Raw genomic sequence first — 18,676 nt, 5'->3', positions numbered from 1 at the left:
TGATCAGCTCGCTTAGGCATTTTGCCGAGAGTGAATATCGTGGCGCCCCACTTGTTGACGGACTGAACATCCGCGTCACCAAGAATCTGGCTGCATTCGTTCGGTCACAAGCGCTGACTGCAGGGGTGAGTGAGAGCACTGTTGTGAGGTGCGCTCTTTACGAGTGGGCCTCAACTCAGGGTTTCGATCGCGCAGGGCCATAAACGGAAAAAGCCACCCCGCATAGGTGGCTTCCCGTGAGACGCCCTGCACCCCTGCAAAACGCGTTTTAACCCACCGCACTTTAACAATGGACACCTCTGTTCAGGTATATCCAGAGCTGGATCTGGATCGCCTTTTGGCGCGTTATTCAGCCACCAGGATCACCCGGCCGCACTGGCCAGCGCGTGGAGCTCACCTAACGGGAATCCTGATTGAGCACGACCGCTTTGATGACCTCGAGGGCTGGGAGTCTCGACTGACCAGCCAGGTACAAGGTGAGTGGGCCAGCTCTTGTTATTGCAACAGGGGCGCCGGAGTGATCAAAGACATCAGCAGAGATGCCCTGCTCGCGCTTGGGGTATCGCGGCTGCCTCTGGAAGTTGTTCAAGCAGCCCACAAGCGGCTGTTCGGATCGGTGGGCGAAATGTTTTCAGGAACAGCCCTGACACTGATCGGGCATGCCCTCTTTAATCCTCCTTTCGGGGTGGGCATCAAGGGCTGGCCGCTGTGGCGGGACCTGATCACGAAGGCCGAGCTCTCGGCGAAGGATGACCAGCTGCTGCAGGCCAACCTCCTGGACTTGCTCGCAGAGCTGGAGGTGGCATGAACGAACAGCTCGAGGCAATCGTCAAAGCCCAGCTTGAGAGGGTTCAGCAAAAGGCCAACAACATCGTTGCCACCAAGGTCATCGCCGACACCGAGGTTGATGACGAGATGGCCGAGGCGCACCTCACAGCCGTCGGCATTGGCCCCAGGGATCCGGCGATCGTTGTCTGTTGGGGCGGTACCCCTAAGTACTTCCCCAAGCGAAACGAGAAAGCCGATCTTCCCTATGACTGGGATGAGGTCACCAAAGACGCAGCCGCCAATGGCAGGGACTGGCCGGCTATTAAGCACCAGCTGACCAGAACAGTCACCAAGAACCTGGGCTTTGTTCCTTCGCCAGGAGGGACAAGCGCTCAGGATCGCGACGAGATCCTGGCCATGACGATGTTGATCTATGAGATCGACTACGGCCTGGACCGGCAGCAGCAGTGGGGGGCGTGGGAGCGGGCAGGGCTACCGGAACCAACCCTGGTGGTCGATACCGGGAATAAATCTCTGCACGTCTATTACCTGTTGGCTGAGCCCTGCGGGGTTGCTGAGGGTGAGCACGCTCGGAAGAGGTTGAGCGCGGCGATCGAGGCTGTCCATCCCGGCGTGAACACCGATCACAACCTCTGGCGCGCAGGGCAGGTGGCACGGCTCGCCGGTGGTATCCATCCCGAGTCCGGGCAGCGAACCACCATCGCGCTGAACACCGGCAAGCGATACCCGCTGGTGGAGCTGATGGCGCTCTGCCCGGAGGTAGAGGTTGAGCAAAGGGTTCAGAGCAGCGACTTCAGCATCAGGCCAGATCCCGGTTTGCCAGACCCCGGGGAGTGGTTTCCTGAGTTCCCTATCGAGGGGATGGCTGTTCCCCTCGAGACAGCACTGGGTCCGACAACTCGCGAGCTGCTGGAAAAGGGGATGGCCCCTTCCAGCGATGAGCGGTATCTGGCTGTTTATCGGTTGGGGAAGGCCCTGCGGGCAGCGCGGCTGCAGCTGGAGGGTCTCGGCCAGGAGATTGAGGGCGGGGGAGAAGCGTCAGAGCGGCGTCTACTCACCGAGTTCATTGAGAAATCGGCAGTTAAGGGGGGTGATGTCGAGCACGCGCTGCAGAAGTACTGGCGGCCGGAGTCCTGCGGGGAGACGGATCTCTCAGAGCTGGTGTTGAAGCGCAAGCTGCGAGAGCGGGCCGTTCAGTTTGAGTTTGTGAAGCGGCCGCATCCGCTTGGTGCGTGGGCGGAGGAGATGAGCGATTGGGACTGGTTGATCAGTGCTGAACGAACCCCCGAGCTGGTGGTCTTCAACGCGTTGCTGAGGAAGGCGGCGTTTGAGGGGCGGCCGATCACCAGCCATCAGCAAAGGTTCCTTCGGTATGACGACCGCCTCGGGTTCTTCGAGCCGGTGTCAACGCACCGCATGCAGCAGCTGATGCTGGAACTTCTGCCGTATGCCTTCAGCCAAAACGCAAAGGGGAAGAAGTCCAGGAAGCACATCACTGCAGCGCGAGCCAAAAGTTGCACCGATTTCGCCGCTCTGAAGCTGCATGAAGACGCGATGGATCTCGAGGAGGCCGTGGCGTTCCGGAACGGCACCTACCTGCTGAGCACTGGGGAACTCGTTCCGCATAGCCCTGCGCGCAAGCTGACGTGGGCGGTCGACGCGGACTTCACAGACACAGCGGAGTGTCCTCCGACGATGAGGCGATTTATCACCAGCTCCTTTGGTGAGGAGTGGGAGTCGATCATCCAGGTGGTGCTGCGCTACATGGTTGATCCCGGGTTCAAATGCAGCCGGATCGTGATGATCCTCGGGGCATCTGGGAGCGGGAAGGGGACGATGGAACGGGTGATCGAGAAGCTGTTTCCATCGAGTGTGGTCAGCGTGATCACCAGCGGGTTCGCCGACATCAACCACCCCGACAAGATCCGCCAATTCGTCAGCGGGAAACGCCTCCTGGCATTCCCGGATCTGCAGGGGCGGCAGGTCGGCGTCGGAACCCTCTATGCCCTGACTGATGGCGGGAAGCTGACCGGCAGGACGCTGCATGAGTCCGATGCTGAAGATGCTGAGCCGTTCAGCGGCCGGGTGGTGATTTGCTCAACGCAGCCGCCGTCGATGGATGACGCCGGCAACGGCATGACCCGCCGGATGTTGGTGCTGCCAACTTCACGCCCTGCGGGGATGAAGCCTGATCTGGATCTCGACGAAAAGTTGGAGTCCGAGCTGGGGCAGATAGTCAGTTGGGCCCTGCGGGCATCGAGGCAGGAGGTGAAGAGGCTCCTGGCAGGGGGTGATGTGAATGGTCTGCTCAGGGACGCTGCGACTGCTGCCGAGATCGACATGGACGCGGTGAGGAATTTTGCCAACGCGTGCTTAGTGCCGAGGCCGTCAAATCATTTGCCGAACGAGACCGAGCTGTTCAAGGCATTTCAGGCTTTCTGCACCGAGCAGAACCACAGGCCGACATCCCAAAAGACCTTTGTCAGCAGGTTGGCGATGGCACTTCCTCATCTCAGAGCTGATCGGCGATCAGTCGCTGGGTCCAACTCCACTCGAAAAGCACCGGCGTGTTTCTTTGGCTTTGGAGTGAAGGAGGGTCTAATCGGCACGAGCATGATCAGTCACAAGCAGATCATCCACACCAAGCACTATGTACAGAACGGCTACGAAGAATTGAGGAGCCACAAACCGGATCTCCCAGAGGCAGCAGAAGTGTTGGCGATCCTCAGCCCGGACAGCATCCAGCCCTGCCCGGACAGGGTTGAGGACGCCCCGGACAGGGTCACGAAAACAGCAAATCCCTTGGAATAACTGAGTCCGGACAACCCGGACAGCCCGGACAGCTTCTTTTTGTGTTGGAGAAAAAGTTATCCCACCACTCTCTTTAGCCAACCCTCCGAAAAACCCTGTCCGGCCTGTCCGGCCTGTCCGGATCTAGTGCCCGCAGGGCTTTTGGGGGATTTGGGGATGCTGTCCGGCTGCTGTCCGGACGTGTCCGGGGGGCGAAGTGGCGCGAAGGTATTAATAGTAAGAAAACACACTTTTAAATGCCAAAATGCTGCAGAGAAAAATTGACATCGATTCGAACAGAGTCACAGTGAACAACATGGACAACTCCCGTGAACTTGCAAGCCTGCTACGCAGGGCCAATCGCATCGCGATCCTTCAAGCACCCCCCAAGCTTGAGCTGGCGGTCGTAAATGATGGCGACGAACTACCGCCGCCATCCCCCTGGCGCATGAACCTCGTGATCGAGCCCAAGCTGCCAACCAGTTGAACCCTTGCTAAGGGTGGAATCAGCCATAACGCCGCAATGAAACTTGGCCCAAGCTGCCGACTGTTATCAGTAGTGGCTGGAGTGTTTCTGATATGGACTGGCGCAGACGAATGGACTGCTCAAAGCAGTGGGGCGTCAAGCTGGTGGGCGGAGACAAGCTTTGCCGCACTCACTATCCGATCGCAGGGAAAACAAAAAATCGGGCTGGGCATTGGCTTTATAGCCCTAGCGACCGCAGGGATCACTAGCTTGAATGATGAGGAGGGTGCTGACCACTAGCGGCCGCGACCACCTAAGCGCGGCCAAAGCGTTAGGCAAACGCCGCCGCCGCTTGTTCCTTGGCGGTCTGGCTGATTTCGAGATACCGCTGGAGCGTGCCCAAGTCGGCGTGACCAGACAGCGATCTAATCGCCGCCAGCGGTATTCCACTAGCACTGGCACTACTCAACGCGCTTCTGCGGAAGCTGTGGCTTGAAACGCCTTCTAGACCCACCTCGCGAGCAGCCCTCTCAAGGGCGTCCATGAAGCTCCTGGACGACAGAAACTGTCCCGCAAACCGTCCGGGAAACAACGGATCCTCAGGCTTCGGTCCGCGCCCATACAGAGCGACCCATTCACTGCGCCAGGCCACCAGAACTTCATGGAGCTTGGGCGTCACCGGGATCGTCCTGGAAGCCAGCTTCCCCTTCGTGACGGTTTTGGGGAAGACGATGGCATTGGCGCCGATATTCCCCCAAACAAGCTGGCGACCTTCACCGATGCGACAGGCGGTGTAGCGACACACAGACGCCAAGACCTGGTGATGACGCCCCTGTAGGGCCGAAATCAACTGGTCGAGCTGCTGCGTGTCCAGAACCGCCGCTTGCCCATAGCGATTCGACTTCATTTCTCAATAGTAAAAAGACTTGAGAACCCAGTGACAACTAGCCACCGCGTCTAACTGACATTTTACGCGGTCACTGTCAAACAGTACAAGCCAACATCGGCCAATAAGCCACAGCAAGACTGATCTTTCTGGCGCATCTAATGATTTCTACTGTTATACAGGCTGCTTATCGCAGGGGGGCAGGGCTCGAGTTTTGGTTATCGCCTACAGCGCCCAGGGAACCTAAACAAGCATCCCCCAGATCCAGGATCTAACTGTACTACACCAGCAGACACTAGAACCTACGGTTACACTTTGACTAACGCACTATTGATCGCATTGACTACCGACAGCCTGTCGATGGATGAGTGGATTCAACTCAGCAGAGTTAATCGAGTTGCGTGCACCTTATTCAGCAACGACCGCCAGGCTGCTGACGAATGGGGCCGCATGGCATGGATGAAGTGGACACTAGAAGGAATTGAGCCCGAAGATCTAGCAGTCCGCAGGGCTCCTGGACTTGCAAGACGTCTCGGTCGTGCCGTCAAAGCCAAACACAAGCCATCGCGACGGGAGATGGGGTGATGCTCATGACCAGAAGCGACAAGCCCATTCCGCCAAAGATCCTCACGGCACTCACCCTTGCTGCCAACGGCAGCTCATGGAGTGATGCCGCAGAAGCAGTTGGCATCAAAGCGCCAACCCTGCGGCGGTACGCCAAAGACCCTCAAGCGAGGGAATTCGTCGAAACCGTCGTCCGCGAAAACCTCAACAGCGCGACTGGTGTCCTTTCCAATGCCGCACCACGCCTGGCCGAAGAACTAGTCCGGATCGCGCTTGACCCTGCGGCGAAGCAATATGCGCGAGTTTCCGCGATTTCCGAATGCTTCAAGATCCTCGGCGCGAACGTTTTGGAAGCCGAGCAGCGCAAACAGCTTCAGGCAATCCGCAACCAACTCCAAGCCATCGAAGACGGCGTCGAACACGCGCAGGTGATCGACGTCTAACCCCTGCAGGGCCATCCCATGAAATCGTCCGACAAACCCCAGCTGCCCATCGCGGAACTGCTGAAGGCCGCAAAACTCGCGCAGATCGACCCGTCGACCATCCCGGCAGACGTGACGCCGTGGAGCTGGAAAGACAGCCGTGCGTTTGCCTGGCAAACCGCCTTCCGGTCCCTCAACCCGGCAATGGCGGAGCAGGCAGAGGTCGCTTACGGCCCAACAATCTCACTGGCACTCCAGGCTGCCTTGGATGGCCACATGGAGTTGACGACGGACCTTGCTACCGAGCTGTCTATCAAGAGACCGCACCAGCACGATCAGATGCGTCGTGAACAGATCGAGACTGCTCTCAGCCGTATGGCTGAAACCATTGAAGCGGAGCGAGCTCGCAGGGCCGAGCTCACCCCATCCCCCGAACAGCTCCAACGTCAGTTAGCGGCGAGCCGTGAAGCGGCCGCACGCAGCATCAGGCTGCAGAGCGGTATCGGTAATGAAGAGGCTTAGCGCGCACCTGCTGCTTGAGCCATCTCAAACAGGCTTCGGATGGAATCCACATCGAGCTCGCCGCCAATGAGGACTTCCTCTGCCATGGCTCGGAAGTCCTCCAGGCTTGCGAGGACCGTCTCCGCAGGACCTTCCTCAATGTCCGGCGCGCTCGATTGGCCCTCTTCATCCAGGGAGAAGAGCCTCCAGAGGACCATTACTGCTAGCTGCCCTGGGCTCAGCTGCGTTTCCTCAAGAGTTATCGGATAGTCGCTGGCGATCTCTTTGATCTCTTTCCAACCAGGGGATGACTCCAAGGCCAGATCGACTGCTGATAGAGCTTGTAGTAGCTCCTCTTGCGTCATGCCCATGACTTAGGCGCTAACTGGCTCATAGAGGTAGCGCTGGAACCCGGCAAACATCTGCCCCACCTCTTCAGGTCCCCCCAGATCCGCTAGAGCATCTGCGATTGAGTTCTGGTATCGCAGCCTGAGAAGGGGGGCAAGCTTCTCTTGCGCAAGCTCTTGCACGCCCATCGTCACGTAATGCTGAAGGACGAAGTCGATGAACAGCTGCTGCTTGGTCGTGAACCGTGAGTTGACGTATAGGCGGGCTTGCTGAGCACGCTCTTCTCGGGGAACAGGGCCAAGGGCGTAGGCGACATAGGCCAGGACATCGAACAAGTCGCTGTTCTCCGCCGAAATGATCGACTGGATCTCCGCGAGCTGCTCGCCGCCAAAGCCTCTTTCGGCCAAGCCCTGCAGAAGCTTGCTGCGAGTGTCCGGCGCACTCCAGATTTCCCGGAGCTCCGCTTCGTTCTTCGCAAACTCAGGCAGCTGGCCATAGAGGAGCTCAATGAACTCCGTCGAGCTCATCGGCTTGCCGTCGGGATGCCAGAAGCTGGTCACCATCATGTGCTGCAGGGCCCGCTCCTTCCCATCCCCGAGCTTGATGCGCACCTTGCTTCGACGTAGCGAGTCTTCAGCGCCGGAACCATCCTCCGGTTCATCTGATCCCTTCGGTTCGACATTGGGTCTTGCCGGCCGTTCGGGGGGATCAGGAGCCTCGGGTGGGCCATCCCACTCGGGGTCGCTGAATAGCTGGTAAGCCTTCACGAAGTCCAGGATCGTGAAGTAGTCCTTGCCGTCATAGAGGCGAGTTCCTCGACCGACGATCTGCTTGAACTCGATCATCGAGTTCACCGGCCGAAGCAGGGCGATATTGCGCACGTTCCGGGCATCCACCCCGGTGGAAAGCTTCTGTGAGGTCGTCAGGATCGTGGGGATTGACTTCTCGTTGTCCTGAAACTCTCGAAGGTAGGTCTCGCCCAGCTCGCCATCGTCTGCGGTGACCCGCTGGCAGTAGTTGGGATCGGTACTGGTCTTGAGCTGGTTGATGAGATCCCGGATCGCGAGGGCATGCTCCTGGGTCGCACAGAACACCATAGTTTTCTGGCGTTGGTCGATCTGACTGAGCAGGATTTCCACGCGCTGCCGCTCCCGCTGCTGGATCTCAATGATCCGGTTGAAGTCAGCTTCGGTGTAGCGGCGGCCCGTCTCGACGGCGCCTTCTTCGACAGTATCGTCAGCCGTGTAGACGTACTCGTCGAGGGACGTGCTGATCTGCTTGACCCGGAAGGGTGTCAGGTACCCGTCGTTGATGCCCTCCTTAAGCGAGTACGTAAAAACCGGCTCCCCGAAATAGGCGTAGGTGTCGGCGTTGTCGGTACGCCTAGGGGTAGCGGTCAAGCCCAGCTGGACCGCTGGTTCGAAGTACTCGAGGATGCCGCGCCAGGTTGATTCGTTCTTGGCACCTCCTCGGTGGCACTCATCGATCACGATGAAATCGAAGAAGTCGGGTGGGTACTGCCCGAACCACGGAGTGGGCTCGCCCTCAGCCGCAGGGCCAGACATGAAGGTCTGGAAGATCGTCAGGAAGACGCTTGCGTTTGTGGGAACTCGACCTTTCTTGCGCAGCTCATCCGGTTGGATACGCGCCAGAGCGTTTTCCTCGAAGGCGGCGAAGCCTGTGAAGTCGTTAAAGGCTTGATTGGCGAGGGTGTTCCGGTCGGCCAGGAAAAGGATCCGAGGGCGTCTGGTTGGTTGACCTGACAGGTTCCATCGGGCCTGGAAAAGCTTCCAGATGATCTGGAACGCAATTGAGGTCTTGCCGGTTCCCGTAGCGAGGGTCAGCAGGATCCGATCACGGCCCGTGGCAACAGCTTCGAGGACTCTCCTAACCGCAATGTCCTGATAGAAGCGGATCTCCCAGCTTCCCCCCTTGTCCGGGTAGGGGATGGCGGCAAAGCGATCACGCCACTCGTTCTCCTCGGCGAAGGTCCTGCTCCAGAGCTCATCCGGCGTGGGGAACCCCCCCGCAGGGCCTTCTTCGCCGTTCGCCATATCAATGGCGTAGACCCCAAGGCCGTTGCTGGCGTAGGTGAAGCGGATCTTGAGCTTGCCTGCGTAGTCCTTGGCCTGTGCAACACCCTCGGTCAAGGGAGCCGTATCAGGCTTAGCCTCCACGACCGCAAGCAGGGTATTGCGGTAGGTCAGGACGTAGTCCGCGGTGAGGGGCTTACCGCGTCGACCACCTCCTTCGAGCCGACCAGGTGTAATGCCGTATTCGCGCCGAATGCGGCTGCCCTCAACGACCCCCCACCCAGCTGCTGTCAGTAGCGGATCGATGAGCTCTGCTCTGGTGTCTGCCTCGTTCATTGCATTCCCTAAAGGTCCCCGTTGAAGGCCCTGCGCAAAATTGACTTCTTGAGATCCTTCGCTGCGATGAGCTTGCTTTCGAAGATGTGGGTGAGGCGTTGAATTTGTGCACCAAGGCAATCAACCCGCTCTACAATCTCCAGCTGCTTAGAAAGCGGTGGCAGCCTAAGAGGTAGATTCCCTAGATCAGAATTGCTCAAGTTCGGCATGACGGCGCCACCAGCAATGCATTCAAGTGCTGACTTGCAAGATCTTGAACGCAAATACATGGCTACATAACGCGGATCGCATCTAGCAGAAGGCTTAATAAAGAAACTTCCAGTCCCACAGAGCCAGCCATCCTCTCGCTCTGTCACAACCGCACATCGCCCCATCTCGCCGCGTCGTCCAATTACAATATCTCCGCTTGATAAGATGTAGCTCTTGAGGCGCTTTGCTGTCTCAGATGAAACAGTTTTGCGCAGATCAGGTTCAATCCCGGCTGCTTTGATGTGGGCAGGGTTGACCAGTGGGATTCCGCCCTCAATGTAGTCGCTCTTGTGCAGGAGGGAACCAAATGGGCCGGTGAATATTCCGCCAGTCGCTTCACTCAATGTTGTTTCCTCCCATTCCTCTCCGCGTTGATCGACGAAAGATTGAAAAAGACTCTCGTACAGCTGATTAGCATTCTGGACGTTCCGCTCGGCGTTGGTTTTGGCGGTGGCGAGGCCCGCAAATGCTTCCTCAAGTAGGGCGACGATTCGCTGCTGTTCGGGGAGTGGGGGAACGGGGACAGGTATTTCACGTAGGCTTCCCTGATTGAGCTTTGGGACAGTCAAACCCGAGACGAATACCGTAAGGTCAGAATGGTTAAGGTGATAGATCAGCCAGCGATCAAGGAGCTTGTCCCGATTGGGCCTCAGTACATGTGCGTGATTATTGACCCAGACTTTTCCTTTGACTGCAAAAGCCGTGTTTGCACCTGACCCCCACTTTGCGCCATCTTCACCTACAAGCACGAGCGGCTCATCAAACAAATAACCAGCCACGTGGTCCAGCACGCCTGTTGCACCGTAGTAGGGATACTCTCCGGCCTCTCGGTCTCTTTTGGTGATTGGTTTACGCTTGTGGTCGAGCACATCGCAAAGTTCGCCAAGAGGCATTACATCCCACGCATCATTCATCCCAACAATCCCCCAATCCTTGCCAGCACCTGCGCACTCTCTGCATCCAGCGCCGCAATCTCCGCGAGGATTTCTTGCGGGCTGCGCAGCTCTGCGGTCTCAGCAGCATTGGGGTTCTTCACCGAGAGATCCCAACTCTGGCGATCGATCGAATCCACCGCCACTCTCCAGCTCTTGACGGAATCTGCAAAGGTTTTTTGCAGATCGACGAACTCCGCTAGATCGCGGTCATTGAGCGGGTTGGTCTTGCCCAGGTTGCGGCCGGGATCGAGCTGGTAAAACCACACTTTCCGGGTGGGCGTTCCCTTCTCAAAGAACAGCACAACCGTCTTGACACCAGCCCCTTGGAACGTGCCACCAGGACAGTCGAGCACGGTGTGCAAGTTGCACTCCTCAAGGAGCTTCCGCCGCAGGGCCACTGAGGCGTTGTCGGAATTGGACAGGAACGTGTTCTTGATGACTACACCGGCCCTGCCACCTGCTCGCAGCATGCGGATGAAGTGCTGCAGGAATAGAAAGGCTGTTTCGCCAGAGCGGATGGGGAAGTTCTGCTGCACCTCAGTGCGCTCACTTCCTCCAAACGGCGGGTTGGCAAGGATGACGTCGTAACGGTCACGCTCCTGGACATCGCTCAGGTTTTCGGTGAGCGTGTTGGCGTGAATGATGTTGGGTGCCTCGATCCCGTGCAGGATCATGTTCATGATGGCAATCACGTAGGCGAGGCTCTTCTTCTCCTTGCCCGTGAAGGTGCGCGTTTGCAGAGCCTCTAGGTCTTCTGTGCTGAGCTCATTGCCGGTTAAGCCGCCATTCCGCATGAACTCGAACGCCTCGCAGAGGAAGCCCGCAGACCCAACGGCAGGGTCATAAACCGTCTCCCCAATCTTCGGATTAACGACCTGAACGATTGCCCGAATCAGTGGCCGAGGGGTGTAGTACTCGCCGCCGTTACGGCCAGCGTTCCCCATCCGCTTGATCTTCTCCTCGTACAGCATCGAGAGCTCGTGCTTCTCGGCCTGGGAACGGAAGCGGAGGTCATCGATCACGTCGATGATTTCGCGCAGGTTGTAGCCACTGGAGATCTTGTTGCGGATCTCTCCGAAGATCTCGCCGATCTTGTATTCGATGGTGTTGGGCCCTGTGGCCCGTTGCTTGAACTGCTCCAGGTAGGGGAATAGGCGCTGGTTCACAAAGTCGCGTAGGTCGTCGCCAGTAACGGCAGCGTTGTGGTCGAGCTGACCACTGACATCCTTTGGGGCCGCCCAACTGTTCCAGCGGAATTGCTCGTCGAGGATTGGGGCGTGAGGGCGCCCCTCCAGCAGGGCCATTGCCGCACGGTCTTCCTCAAGCCCGTCCAGGTATTTGAGGAACAGCAGCCACGAGGTCTGCTCGGTGTAGTCCAGCTCGGTGCCGCAACCGGCTTCCTTTCGCAGGCAGTCGTCGATGGCGCGGAAGGCCTGCTCAAAGGAGCTTGCGGATTTCCCGTTGCCGCCTCGAGTCGACCTTGCTCGCCTGGCTGGCGGTTCCGAATCAGATAGCCCTGCGGTGGCACCACCCTCACCGGCTAGCGCTACGGATCCACCACGGCCACGCCCAGGCACGACAAGGCCTCGCCCTACGAGGACGGTTTTGACCGCCTCGTACGAGGCCTCATCCCACTCGAGGACCTCACGAAGCCGCCCATTCCCAGCGGACCCGCCAAGGGCTGCCAGGGCACCAAGGAATTCATCGAGCTCCCCATCGAGCTCTGGCGCTTCAGCGGACGTATCAACGCTGTAGGTCAAAGCCCCAGGGGATCCTTCAGGTCAGGCTGCCAGATATAAGGCTTATCCCAAAGTCCTTGTTGCCAAAACTGCGGAAGCGATTGCCTCCAGTTGGGCTCGAGAGAGCTTTTTGACCTGTAGTGGTGGCGCCGCTATGCCACTGGCTTTAAGCAGCGAGACCAGCTCCGCCTTCTTGTACTTGGAGTAACCCTTCAGCCCTGCCCCGTTGCATAGGCGCCTGAGGTCGGTCACGGTCAGCAGGGCCAGGTCTCCTTTGACCAGAGGAGCAAGGGCTAGCTCCAGCGCTTCCACCGCTCCGCCAGCGGCTGGCAATGCTTCCCTCGCTTCTTCCTCAAGCTCCTGGTGCCGCAGGGCCAGGAAGGCCTCCTGGCTCTCGAAGTGCTGCTCCAGCGAGCGGGTATGAGCAGCAAGGCTGGAACCAAGGCCCTGCAGCTGCTCTCGGAACTGCTCGGATAGGAGCTTTTTGGCCACTAGCTGGCTTCAGAGGCTTTCTGAGGTGCCACCCACTCGTCATCCATGATTTCGTCCACCGCCTCAAGGAAGTCATCCACACCGGTGCGGAGGTCGTTCTGGGCGTTGGCTGACCAGTAACCGGCAGAAAGGCTTTGCTCGTCAGCCACCAGCTTCAGTCGGCGCAGCTCATCAATGGCGTTCTCGAAGTGCTCCAGCTTGGCCAGGACAGTTCCCATAGCTTGGTAGTCCTCGGTGATGGCACGCAGCTGCTCCGAAAGGACCTTTTTGTCGTGTAGGTGGGTCTCGACCTCAACCTCCAGCCGCTTTCGCTCCAGCTCCAAACCCTCGGCCTTGTTCTTCCAACGCGTGACCCATCCCTTGTAAGCCCCTGCTTGGCGATTGGAGTCCTTGAGGGCCTCCCGCATTTCGGCGTAGTAGCGGCGGATGTCCGCGAACTGGACAAGCTTGTGGACCAGAGGGAAGCGCTTGGCTGCTGTTCCCCGCTTGGCCGGGCTGGATGGGGTGCTTGCCATGGGGCGCAACGCTCTCCCAAGAGCCTAGGAAATAGCCCGGCAGCTAATTAGATGATTTGGTTGGCAGGTTATTCAGTGACACTAACTAGTCGCCCTTAATTGCTCATCCTTTAGACCACCGGCACGAACGCCGGATAAGTGACAGACGATACGGGTTGCGCTTGAGTTCGTGGGTGAGTGACTAGACCTAGTGCAGCTTCGCCTCGATTAGGTCCCAGCGGTCCTCGAATTCACTGATATCCCAGCTGTATTGATTGGATGCTGGTGGAATGTGGACGGTCCGGAACTTAGTGTCCTGGCTGTGTTGCCTCCCATCCTTGCCAGGCGTGCGCTCCCAGATCTTGTGTGCTCTGGAAACATTCTCAGCCATAACAGCTGAGGGAATGATGAAGTAGCGGAAATTCTTTTCGGGCGGGTCCGGGATGCCACCCAGAACCCAAAAGAAGTTCGGTCCATTATCATTCTCCGCCTTGATGCCCACAGAACAGGTCGCATTGCCAGGCAAAAAGGTCTTGACCTGAATATGCACAAACTTGGTGCCTTTAATGTTGCTGCACAGTATGTCGGTATTTGCCGCATTACCCAAAGTAACAACTGCGTAGTAGCCGCGCCTACAAAGCTCTCCACATACAAAGAACTGACTCGCGTTACCCCTAAATGTCTTGTCTGCAGCCATCAGTAATCCGAGTAGGTTTCCTCATAGAGCTCATCGAGCAATCGACCATTGAATGACCAGTGCGCAGGGCCGCGAATCGGCCTGCCGGGGGTGTTGCGGAGCTCTGCTGTGAGTTTCGAGATCGAAGTAATCCGGCCTTGAAATTCGACGCTACGGCCATCGACCACTGTGCATGTGGTCAGTCCGTCTCCCTCAAAAACAAGAGTGCTGCCAACAGGGATGCCCATCTCTAGGTAGTTGAGAGATGGTCGTCGGGACCTCTTGAGCTTTTCCGACGAGGCTTTGGCCTCAACATCAACCATCTCTGCTTCCTTCTGGATTGCCGGAGTCATGTCCTCCAGGCTCATCAGATCCAGTAGGCCAATGGCTTGCTGGGGCTCAATAGCGAAGAACTCCCGCCTGGGGTTTACCCGGTAAGGGCCAAAGGCGTCGTGGAAGGCTTTTTCAACCTTGTCCATGTCGGGGACCCTTGCTGCGTACTCGCACTCGAAGGGCAAGGGAACCCCTGTTGTGTAGAGGTCATTGAGACGGACTTCTACCTCTCGGCCCGTTTTGCCAATCTTGACCATCCCGGGCATGGCTGGGTTGGTCAAGACGTAGACGATGCCTTCAGCCATTTACCAAGCCTGGCCCATCCGACGCTTCGCAACAACCACCCAACCGGTTCGAGAAGAACACCTGCTGAGAGCTGTGGTTGGGGGGCCATGGTCGACCCCCATATTGGATGGTGCATTCTCCATTAGCGCCTCTGGCTCGAGTCATCAGAGCTGATGGGCTAGGCGCTCATGCTGTGGCTCTGGAAGAGGGCCTTGCATACATGAATAGCAGGGCGACCTGACAGGCAACGCCAACAATGGGAATGAAGCATGTAAGAATAAGATAAGGACTTTGGCCTACATCTCGAAGCCTTCGAATCTGAATAGATATATTCGGAATAAAGGATGCGGCCAAATAGAGCAGGGCGGACATTGTAGACATCACTTTGGTAGATTCTGCGCAATCACCGATGCAAACAAATCTAACCAAGTACCACGCCACGAAGACGATTGCAATAGCGGAAAGATTTCCTGCTATTGCCCACCAGAAATCAGACCGAGATGTCCTGCCCGTGAAGTCAAAAGACCTTTTCCAGAAAGCGAAATAAGCTCGAATCATCTGTTGAGGGTGCAAACGGTCAATTCCTGTGCTACGGGATTAAATGCAGCCAGACTTTATTGCGTAAATGATGCGTTGCTGAAAATTGCCCTGTATTGCGGTTAGCGCCAACGCAAGAAGGCCAATGTAGGCATAGACAACAGTAGCGTTCTTTTTCGTAAAGGCAAAGTTCCATGCGCACCAGCTTGATCCGCTTAATACAGATGCAGCCAGAAGGTTTCTTGCGTAATCCCCTAGTTGTGCCCAGCCAGAGGTGGCGATTGGCAGGCATTCAGGCATTTGCACAGCGGGGACGGATCAGGCGGGAATCAGCTGAGAGGTCGGCGGTCTCCATCAGCAGACGGCGCATCGACCTGATGTAGCTCCCACAGCCTGGCCCAGATGACGCTGACGGAATAGCTTCCTCGCGCGGACGGCGCTGGCCTGTGGTGCTCGTTCAGCTCAGTTATGGACTGTGTGAAGCCAAGGGTGCAAGGGGTTGCTAGCTAATCGTTAGTGGCTGCAGTGCATTGGGACTTCTGTACGCGTTGATCGTTGACCTGCCCGAAGGCATCACCACGGTGCCTGTGCGCGCCGACAGCCCCGAAGAGGCCTTTGAGACAGGCCATGACCTCTTCCCGGAGTGTCGCCTGGCCGTGGTGCTGGCCGACGGCGAACCAGGCGCCGAAATCGACTGAAGAAGGGCTTCAAGCCGCCCGATTGACCAGAAACTAGGCCACTTTTAGTCCACCAGTGTCTTGAGTCTTGAAGAAAAAGCCTGCACCGCAGGGCATTCGAGAAGTGCGAGTGCCACTTCTGCAATGAGGTCTATGACATCAAGGCCGCCGAGCTGCAGGAGCTGATCGACGAGCTTTCGCCTGCCGCCTAACGGCTGAAAAAGTGTCCTGGGGTGATCACCAACGCGCCCCAGCCGGAGCTGTAACGGGGAAGCGCTGCAGGCCCTGGTGATGACCTGGTTTCCCCACTGCCTGAACTGCAGTCACTTTGCGCTGAACAGCTCTAACCAGAGCGGCTGTTGCCGCTTCTGGGCCATCACGATCCCCTGGGGAGCAGCCCGGACCCTGCGCTGCCACAGCTGGAACCAGGCCGGCAGCAAGCAGCTCTAGGCGATCAGCAGGGCGCCCAGCAGCAGCAGCAGCAGGGCCGGCAGGCTCTGGACCTGGTGGGCATCGAGCGGAAGGCCCAGGGGCAAGCTCGGATCCAGCAGCTGAAGCAGTAAGGCACCGATGCCCAGACCCAGGCTCAGCAGCAGGATGCTGAAGCCGACGGCCTGGAGCAGGCGCCGACTGCGCCGCTGCAGCAGCACAACGCTGAACAACGTGGAAAGGGCCAGCACCAGCTCGGCCGAGGAGGCCGGCGCGAGCAGCAGCAACAGGGTCAGCAGGGCGAAGCCACCCACGGGCAGCCAACGCTGCTGCCCCTCGGCCAACTCCAGCGCAGGCAGCGAGGGCTTCGGCAGGGACGGCTTGGGCAGGGCCGCGAGTTTCGGCAGGGATGGCAGAGATGGCCGCGCGGGTGATGCCGAGGGAGGTGCCTTGGCCTCACGGGCCGAAGCGTTGAGGGCTGCAGTGCTGACCTTGCCCTGCTGCCGCTCTTTCAGGCGATCCATCAGTACGGCGTCGTAGGCCGCCTCGATCTGGGCGCGGGCCTGGGGGTTCTCACCCACCTCATCGAGCCTGGCCTGCTTGGCGGCCTGCACCGCCTCAAATCCCGCACCGGTCTCGATGCCCAGGCGCTCGTAGGGACTGGGCTGGGAACCGGTCGAGGAGGAATCAGGACCCTGGTTCATGCCACCGCGCGCCGCAGGATTGCATTCCTGAGCGTAGTCAGAACAGGGGCTCGCTGGACTGGAACCCTTGCTGGCGCAGCAGCAGGATGCGCTGGCGTGCCGCCTCATCGAGCTCAAGCCAGCAGCGACGTTTCAGCAGGGGCATCTGCGGCGGCAGGTGGCTTCCTTCTCTCATCTCAATGCCCATGCCGCCACGGACGAAATTGACGTAATCGTTGCCCCCATCGGTCCTGGGGCGAACCAGCCAAAGAGAACCAGGCATCAGCCAATCAGCCTGTGATATTTCGTTGCAGCTGATTCTGGCGCTCCCAGACAAGCAACCGCGAGCCCTGCAGAGGGGCTACAGCGCAATGGGCTCCACACCGCTCACCACGGGCGCGACGGCGCTGAGTTCCAGGTCCGGGTGATCCTCCGCCAATTGGTTGAGGTTCCAGTCGTTCTTGAACAGCAGCACCGGACGATCCCAGGCATCGCGGACGGTTTTGCAGTTGAAGATCCGCCCGACCTTATCCAGCTCGGCCCAGCCGCCCACGACCCAGCGGGCCACCGAGAAACCCAAGGGCTCGAGGCGGGTCTGCACGCCGTACTCGCTCTCCAGGCGGTACTGCACCACCTCCAGCTGGAGTTGTCCCACCGCCGCCAGGATCGGATCACGCTTGCTCTGGTCGGTGTCGTAGAGGATCTGCACGGCTCCCTCCTCCCGCAGCTCGTTGACCCCCTTGCGGAAGCTCTTGAAGGCCGAGGGGTTGGGGTTGCGCAGCCAGGCAAAGATCTCCGGGCTGAAGCAGGGAATCCCCTCGTATTCGACCTTGGAGCCGAGGTACAGGGTGTCGCCAATGGCGAACATCCCCGGGTTGTTCAGACCAATGACGTCACCGGGGTAGGCGTCCTCCACCACAGCCCGGTCCTGTCCGAACAGTTTTTGGGGACGGGACAAACGGATGGCCTTGCCGGTGCGGGCGTGCTGCACCGTCATGTCCTTCTCAAACTTGCCGCTGCAGACGCGCACAAAGGCCACCCGGTCGCGGTGGCGGGGGTCCATGTTGGCCTGCAATTTGAAGACGAAACCGCTGAACCCGGGGCGCACCGGTTCAATCTCACCGGCGCTGCTGGAGCGGGGGGTGGGTTTTTGGGCCAGCTCCAGGAAGGCATCCAGGAAGGGACGCACCCCGAAGTTGGTCATGGCCGAGCCAAAGAAGACCGGGCTGAGCTCGCCGGCATGGACCAACTCCAAATCCAGTTCGTTGCCAGCGGCCTCCAGCAGCTCCAGTTCCTCCAGGGCCGCATCGAGCAGCTCGTCTTCCACCGCGCCAGTGCCGCGGGCCTCATCGACGCTGAGGACCTTTTCTTCTGAGGCCCGGCCCCGCTCGGCCCGCTGAAACAGGATCACCTCCTTGCTGCGGCGATCGATCACGCCCCGGAAGCGGTCGCCACTGCCAATCGGCCAATTCACTGGCCAACAGGCCAGGCCCAGGTCCTGCTCGATCTCATCCAGCAGCTCCAGAGGCTCACGGCCCGGGCGATCCATCTTGTTGATGAAGGTGAAGATCGGGATGCGACGCATCCGGCAGACCTCAAACAACTTGCGGGTCTGGGGCTCGAGGCCCTTGGCCGCGTCCTCCAACATCACCGCGTTGTCCGCAGCGGCCAGGGTCCGGTAGGTGTCTTCCGAGAAGTCCTGGTGGCCGGGGGTATCCAGCAGGTTGATCGTGCTGCCGCTGTAGTCGAACTGCAGCACGGTTGAGGTGATCGAGATTCCCCGCTGTTTCTCCAGCTCCATCCAGTCGGAGGTGACCTTGCGCTGCTCCCCCTTGGCCTTCACGGCACCGGCCTGTTGAATCGCCCCCCCGTAAAGGAGCAACTTCTCCGTCAGGGTGGTCTTACCCGCGTCGGGGTGGGAAATAATCGCGAAGTTGCGGCGGCGAGAGACGGCCTCCGCCAGGGCCTCGAGCTCGGGAGTGGTGCTCACGCTGCTGCTGGTCATGGCGCCA

At 58.9% G+C, this 18,676-nt stretch carries 19 protein-coding genes; 6 read left to right on the top strand and 13 right to left on the bottom strand.

What is annotated here, in order from left to right; translation table 11 throughout:
• Positions 1 to 289: 289 nt before the first annotated feature.
• Both ACXIQ9_RS07320 and ACXIQ9_RS07315 read left to right on the top strand, forming a co-directional pair.
• A complete protein-coding gene (locus tag ACXIQ9_RS07320; protein ID WP_459016236.1) occupies positions 290 to 808 on the top strand; it encodes a hypothetical protein in 519 nt (172 codons plus the stop codon).
• The gene (locus tag ACXIQ9_RS07315; protein ID WP_459016235.1) at positions 805 to 3,600 is read left to right on the top strand and encodes a primase-like DNA-binding domain-containing protein; all 2,796 of its coding nucleotides are present in this window, start codon (positions 805 to 807) and stop codon (positions 3,598 to 3,600) included. The genes ACXIQ9_RS07320 and ACXIQ9_RS07315 overlap by 4 nt, the downstream gene beginning before the upstream one ends.
• Before the next feature lie 776 nt (positions 3,601 to 4,376).
• Here ACXIQ9_RS07315 and ACXIQ9_RS07310 read toward each other — a convergent pair.
• Entirely contained in the window at positions 4,377 to 4,952 is a 576-nt protein-coding gene (locus tag ACXIQ9_RS07310; protein ID WP_459016234.1) for a tyrosine-type recombinase/integrase, read from the bottom strand.
• A 569-nt stretch (positions 4,953 to 5,521) separates the two neighbouring features.
• Here ACXIQ9_RS07310 and ACXIQ9_RS07305 point away from each other — a divergent pair.
• Positions 5,522 to 5,938, top strand: coding sequence for a hypothetical protein (locus ACXIQ9_RS07305; protein WP_459016233.1), 417 nt, complete (start codon positions 5,522 to 5,524; stop codon positions 5,936 to 5,938).
• 18 nt (positions 5,939 to 5,956) lie between these two features.
• Positions 5,957 to 6,439, top strand: a complete 483-nt coding sequence (locus tag ACXIQ9_RS07300; protein ID WP_459016232.1) for a hypothetical protein — start codon at positions 5,957 to 5,959, stop codon at positions 6,437 to 6,439.
• Here ACXIQ9_RS07300 and ACXIQ9_RS07295 read toward each other — a convergent pair.
• The 9 genes from ACXIQ9_RS07295 to ACXIQ9_RS07255 form a co-directional block, all read right to left on the bottom strand.
• On the bottom strand, positions 6,436 to 6,735 hold the full coding sequence (locus ACXIQ9_RS07295; RefSeq protein WP_459016231.1) for a hypothetical protein: 300 nt from the start codon (positions 6,733 to 6,735) through the stop codon (positions 6,436 to 6,438). The two genes, ACXIQ9_RS07300 and ACXIQ9_RS07295, sit on opposite strands and share 4 nt — an antisense overlap.
• A 57-nt stretch (positions 6,736 to 6,792) precedes the next feature.
• Complete coding sequence (hsdR, locus tag ACXIQ9_RS07290) at positions 6,793 to 9,135, bottom strand: EcoAI/FtnUII family type I restriction enzme subunit R (protein WP_459016230.1); 2,343 nt, start codon at positions 9,133 to 9,135, stop codon at positions 6,793 to 6,795.
• A gap of 8 nt (positions 9,136 to 9,143) precedes the next feature.
• Entirely contained in the window at positions 9,144 to 10,298 is a 1,155-nt protein-coding gene (locus tag ACXIQ9_RS07285; RefSeq protein ID WP_459016229.1) for a restriction endonuclease subunit S, read from the bottom strand.
• A complete protein-coding gene (locus ACXIQ9_RS07280) occupies positions 10,295 to 12,079 on the bottom strand; it encodes a type I restriction-modification system subunit M (RefSeq protein ID WP_459016228.1) in 1,785 nt (594 codons plus the stop codon). Before ACXIQ9_RS07280 ends, ACXIQ9_RS07285 begins: the two co-directional genes overlap by 4 nt.
• Before the next feature lie 42 nt (positions 12,080 to 12,121).
• Positions 12,122 to 12,550, bottom strand: coding sequence for a Rho termination factor N-terminal domain-containing protein (locus tag ACXIQ9_RS07275; RefSeq protein ID WP_459016227.1), 429 nt, complete (start codon positions 12,548 to 12,550; stop codon positions 12,122 to 12,124).
• Entirely contained in the window at positions 12,550 to 13,065 is a 516-nt protein-coding gene (locus ACXIQ9_RS07270; RefSeq protein ID WP_459016226.1) for a hypothetical protein, read from the bottom strand. Before ACXIQ9_RS07270 ends, ACXIQ9_RS07275 begins: the two co-directional genes overlap by 1 nt.
• Before the next feature lie 187 nt (positions 13,066 to 13,252).
• Entirely contained in the window at positions 13,253 to 13,741 is a 489-nt protein-coding gene (locus tag ACXIQ9_RS07265) for a hypothetical protein (RefSeq protein WP_459016225.1), read from the bottom strand.
• The gene (locus ACXIQ9_RS07260) at positions 13,741 to 14,358 is read right to left on the bottom strand and encodes a GIY-YIG nuclease family protein (RefSeq protein WP_459016224.1); all 618 of its coding nucleotides are present in this window, start codon (positions 14,356 to 14,358) and stop codon (positions 13,741 to 13,743) included. Before ACXIQ9_RS07260 ends, ACXIQ9_RS07265 begins: the two co-directional genes overlap by 1 nt.
• 166 nt (positions 14,359 to 14,524) lie before the next feature.
• On the bottom strand, positions 14,525 to 14,896 hold the full coding sequence (locus tag ACXIQ9_RS07255; protein WP_459016222.1) for a DUF805 domain-containing protein: 372 nt from the start codon (positions 14,894 to 14,896) through the stop codon (positions 14,525 to 14,527).
• A gap of 509 nt (positions 14,897 to 15,405) precedes the next feature.
• On the opposite strand from ACXIQ9_RS07255, the gene ACXIQ9_RS07250 reads away from it, so the two are divergent.
• The gene (locus tag ACXIQ9_RS07250) at positions 15,406 to 15,573 is read left to right on the top strand and encodes a hypothetical protein (RefSeq protein WP_459016221.1); all 168 of its coding nucleotides are present in this window, start codon (positions 15,406 to 15,408) and stop codon (positions 15,571 to 15,573) included.
• Between the two features lie 270 nt (positions 15,574 to 15,843).
• Entirely contained in the window at positions 15,844 to 16,002 is a 159-nt protein-coding gene (locus ACXIQ9_RS07245; RefSeq protein WP_247478793.1) for a hypothetical protein, read from the top strand.
• Here ACXIQ9_RS07245 and ACXIQ9_RS07240 read toward each other — a convergent pair.
• From ACXIQ9_RS07240 to ACXIQ9_RS07230, 3 genes are all read right to left on the bottom strand, one after another.
• Complete coding sequence (locus tag ACXIQ9_RS07240) at positions 15,999 to 16,685, bottom strand: CPP1-like family protein (protein WP_296420952.1); 687 nt, start codon at positions 16,683 to 16,685, stop codon at positions 15,999 to 16,001. The genes ACXIQ9_RS07245 and ACXIQ9_RS07240 overlap by 4 nt on opposite strands.
• A gap of 37 nt (positions 16,686 to 16,722) precedes the next feature.
• On the bottom strand, positions 16,723 to 16,947 hold the full coding sequence (locus tag ACXIQ9_RS07235) for a hypothetical protein (protein ID WP_247478797.1): 225 nt from the start codon (positions 16,945 to 16,947) through the stop codon (positions 16,723 to 16,725).
• A gap of 78 nt (positions 16,948 to 17,025) precedes the next feature.
• Entirely contained in the window at positions 17,026 to 18,669 is a 1,644-nt protein-coding gene (locus tag ACXIQ9_RS07230; RefSeq protein ID WP_459016220.1) for a peptide chain release factor 3, read from the bottom strand.
• Positions 18,670 to 18,676: the final 7 nt, after the last annotated feature.

It is taken from the genome of Synechococcus sp. LTW-G (assembly GCF_054459035.1).
The sequence above is the reverse complement of the archived record's forward strand: the minus strand, read 5'-3'. Positions and strand labels throughout refer to the sequence as shown.

Excerpts from the sequence above, each read along its gene's own strand:
- ACXIQ9_RS07320 (WP_459016236.1), top strand. The coding sequence starts at position 290 with ATGGACACCTCTGTTCAGGTATATCCAGAGCTGGATCTGGATCGCCTT.
- ACXIQ9_RS07315 (WP_459016235.1), top strand. The coding sequence starts at position 805 with ATGAACGAACAGCTCGAGGCAATCGTCAAAGCCCAGCTTGAGAGGGTT.
- ACXIQ9_RS07310 (WP_459016234.1), bottom strand. The coding sequence starts at position 4,952 with ATGAAGTCGAATCGCTATGGGCAAGCGGCGGTTCTGGACACGCAGCAG.
- ACXIQ9_RS07305 (WP_459016233.1), top strand. The coding sequence starts at position 5,522 with ATGACCAGAAGCGACAAGCCCATTCCGCCAAAGATCCTCACGGCACTC.
- ACXIQ9_RS07300 (WP_459016232.1), top strand. The coding sequence starts at position 5,957 with ATGAAATCGTCCGACAAACCCCAGCTGCCCATCGCGGAACTGCTGAAG.
- hsdR (WP_459016230.1), bottom strand. The coding sequence starts at position 9,135 with ATGAACGAGGCAGACACCAGAGCAGAGCTCATCGATCCGCTACTGACA.
- ACXIQ9_RS07285 (WP_459016229.1), bottom strand. The coding sequence starts at position 10,298 with ATGAATGATGCGTGGGATGTAATGCCTCTTGGCGAACTTTGCGATGTG.
- ACXIQ9_RS07270 (WP_459016226.1), bottom strand. The coding sequence starts at position 13,065 with ATGGCAAGCACCCCATCCAGCCCGGCCAAGCGGGGAACAGCAGCCAAG.
- ACXIQ9_RS07265 (WP_459016225.1), bottom strand. The coding sequence starts at position 13,741 with ATGGCTGCAGACAAGACATTTAGGGGTAACGCGAGTCAGTTCTTTGTA.
- ACXIQ9_RS07260 (WP_459016224.1), bottom strand. The coding sequence starts at position 14,358 with ATGGCTGAAGGCATCGTCTACGTCTTGACCAACCCAGCCATGCCCGGG.
- ACXIQ9_RS07255 (WP_459016222.1), bottom strand. The coding sequence starts at position 14,896 with ATGATTCGAGCTTATTTCGCTTTCTGGAAAAGGTCTTTTGACTTCACG.
- ACXIQ9_RS07245 (WP_247478793.1), top strand. The coding sequence starts at position 15,844 with ATGACCTGGTTTCCCCACTGCCTGAACTGCAGTCACTTTGCGCTGAAC.
- ACXIQ9_RS07240 (WP_296420952.1), bottom strand. The coding sequence starts at position 16,685 with ATGAACCAGGGTCCTGATTCCTCCTCGACCGGTTCCCAGCCCAGTCCC.
- ACXIQ9_RS07235 (WP_247478797.1), bottom strand. The coding sequence starts at position 16,947 with ATGCCTGGTTCTCTTTGGCTGGTTCGCCCCAGGACCGATGGGGGCAAC.
- ACXIQ9_RS07230 (WP_459016220.1), bottom strand. The coding sequence starts at position 18,669 with ATGACCAGCAGCAGCGTGAGCACCACTCCCGAGCTCGAGGCCCTGGCG.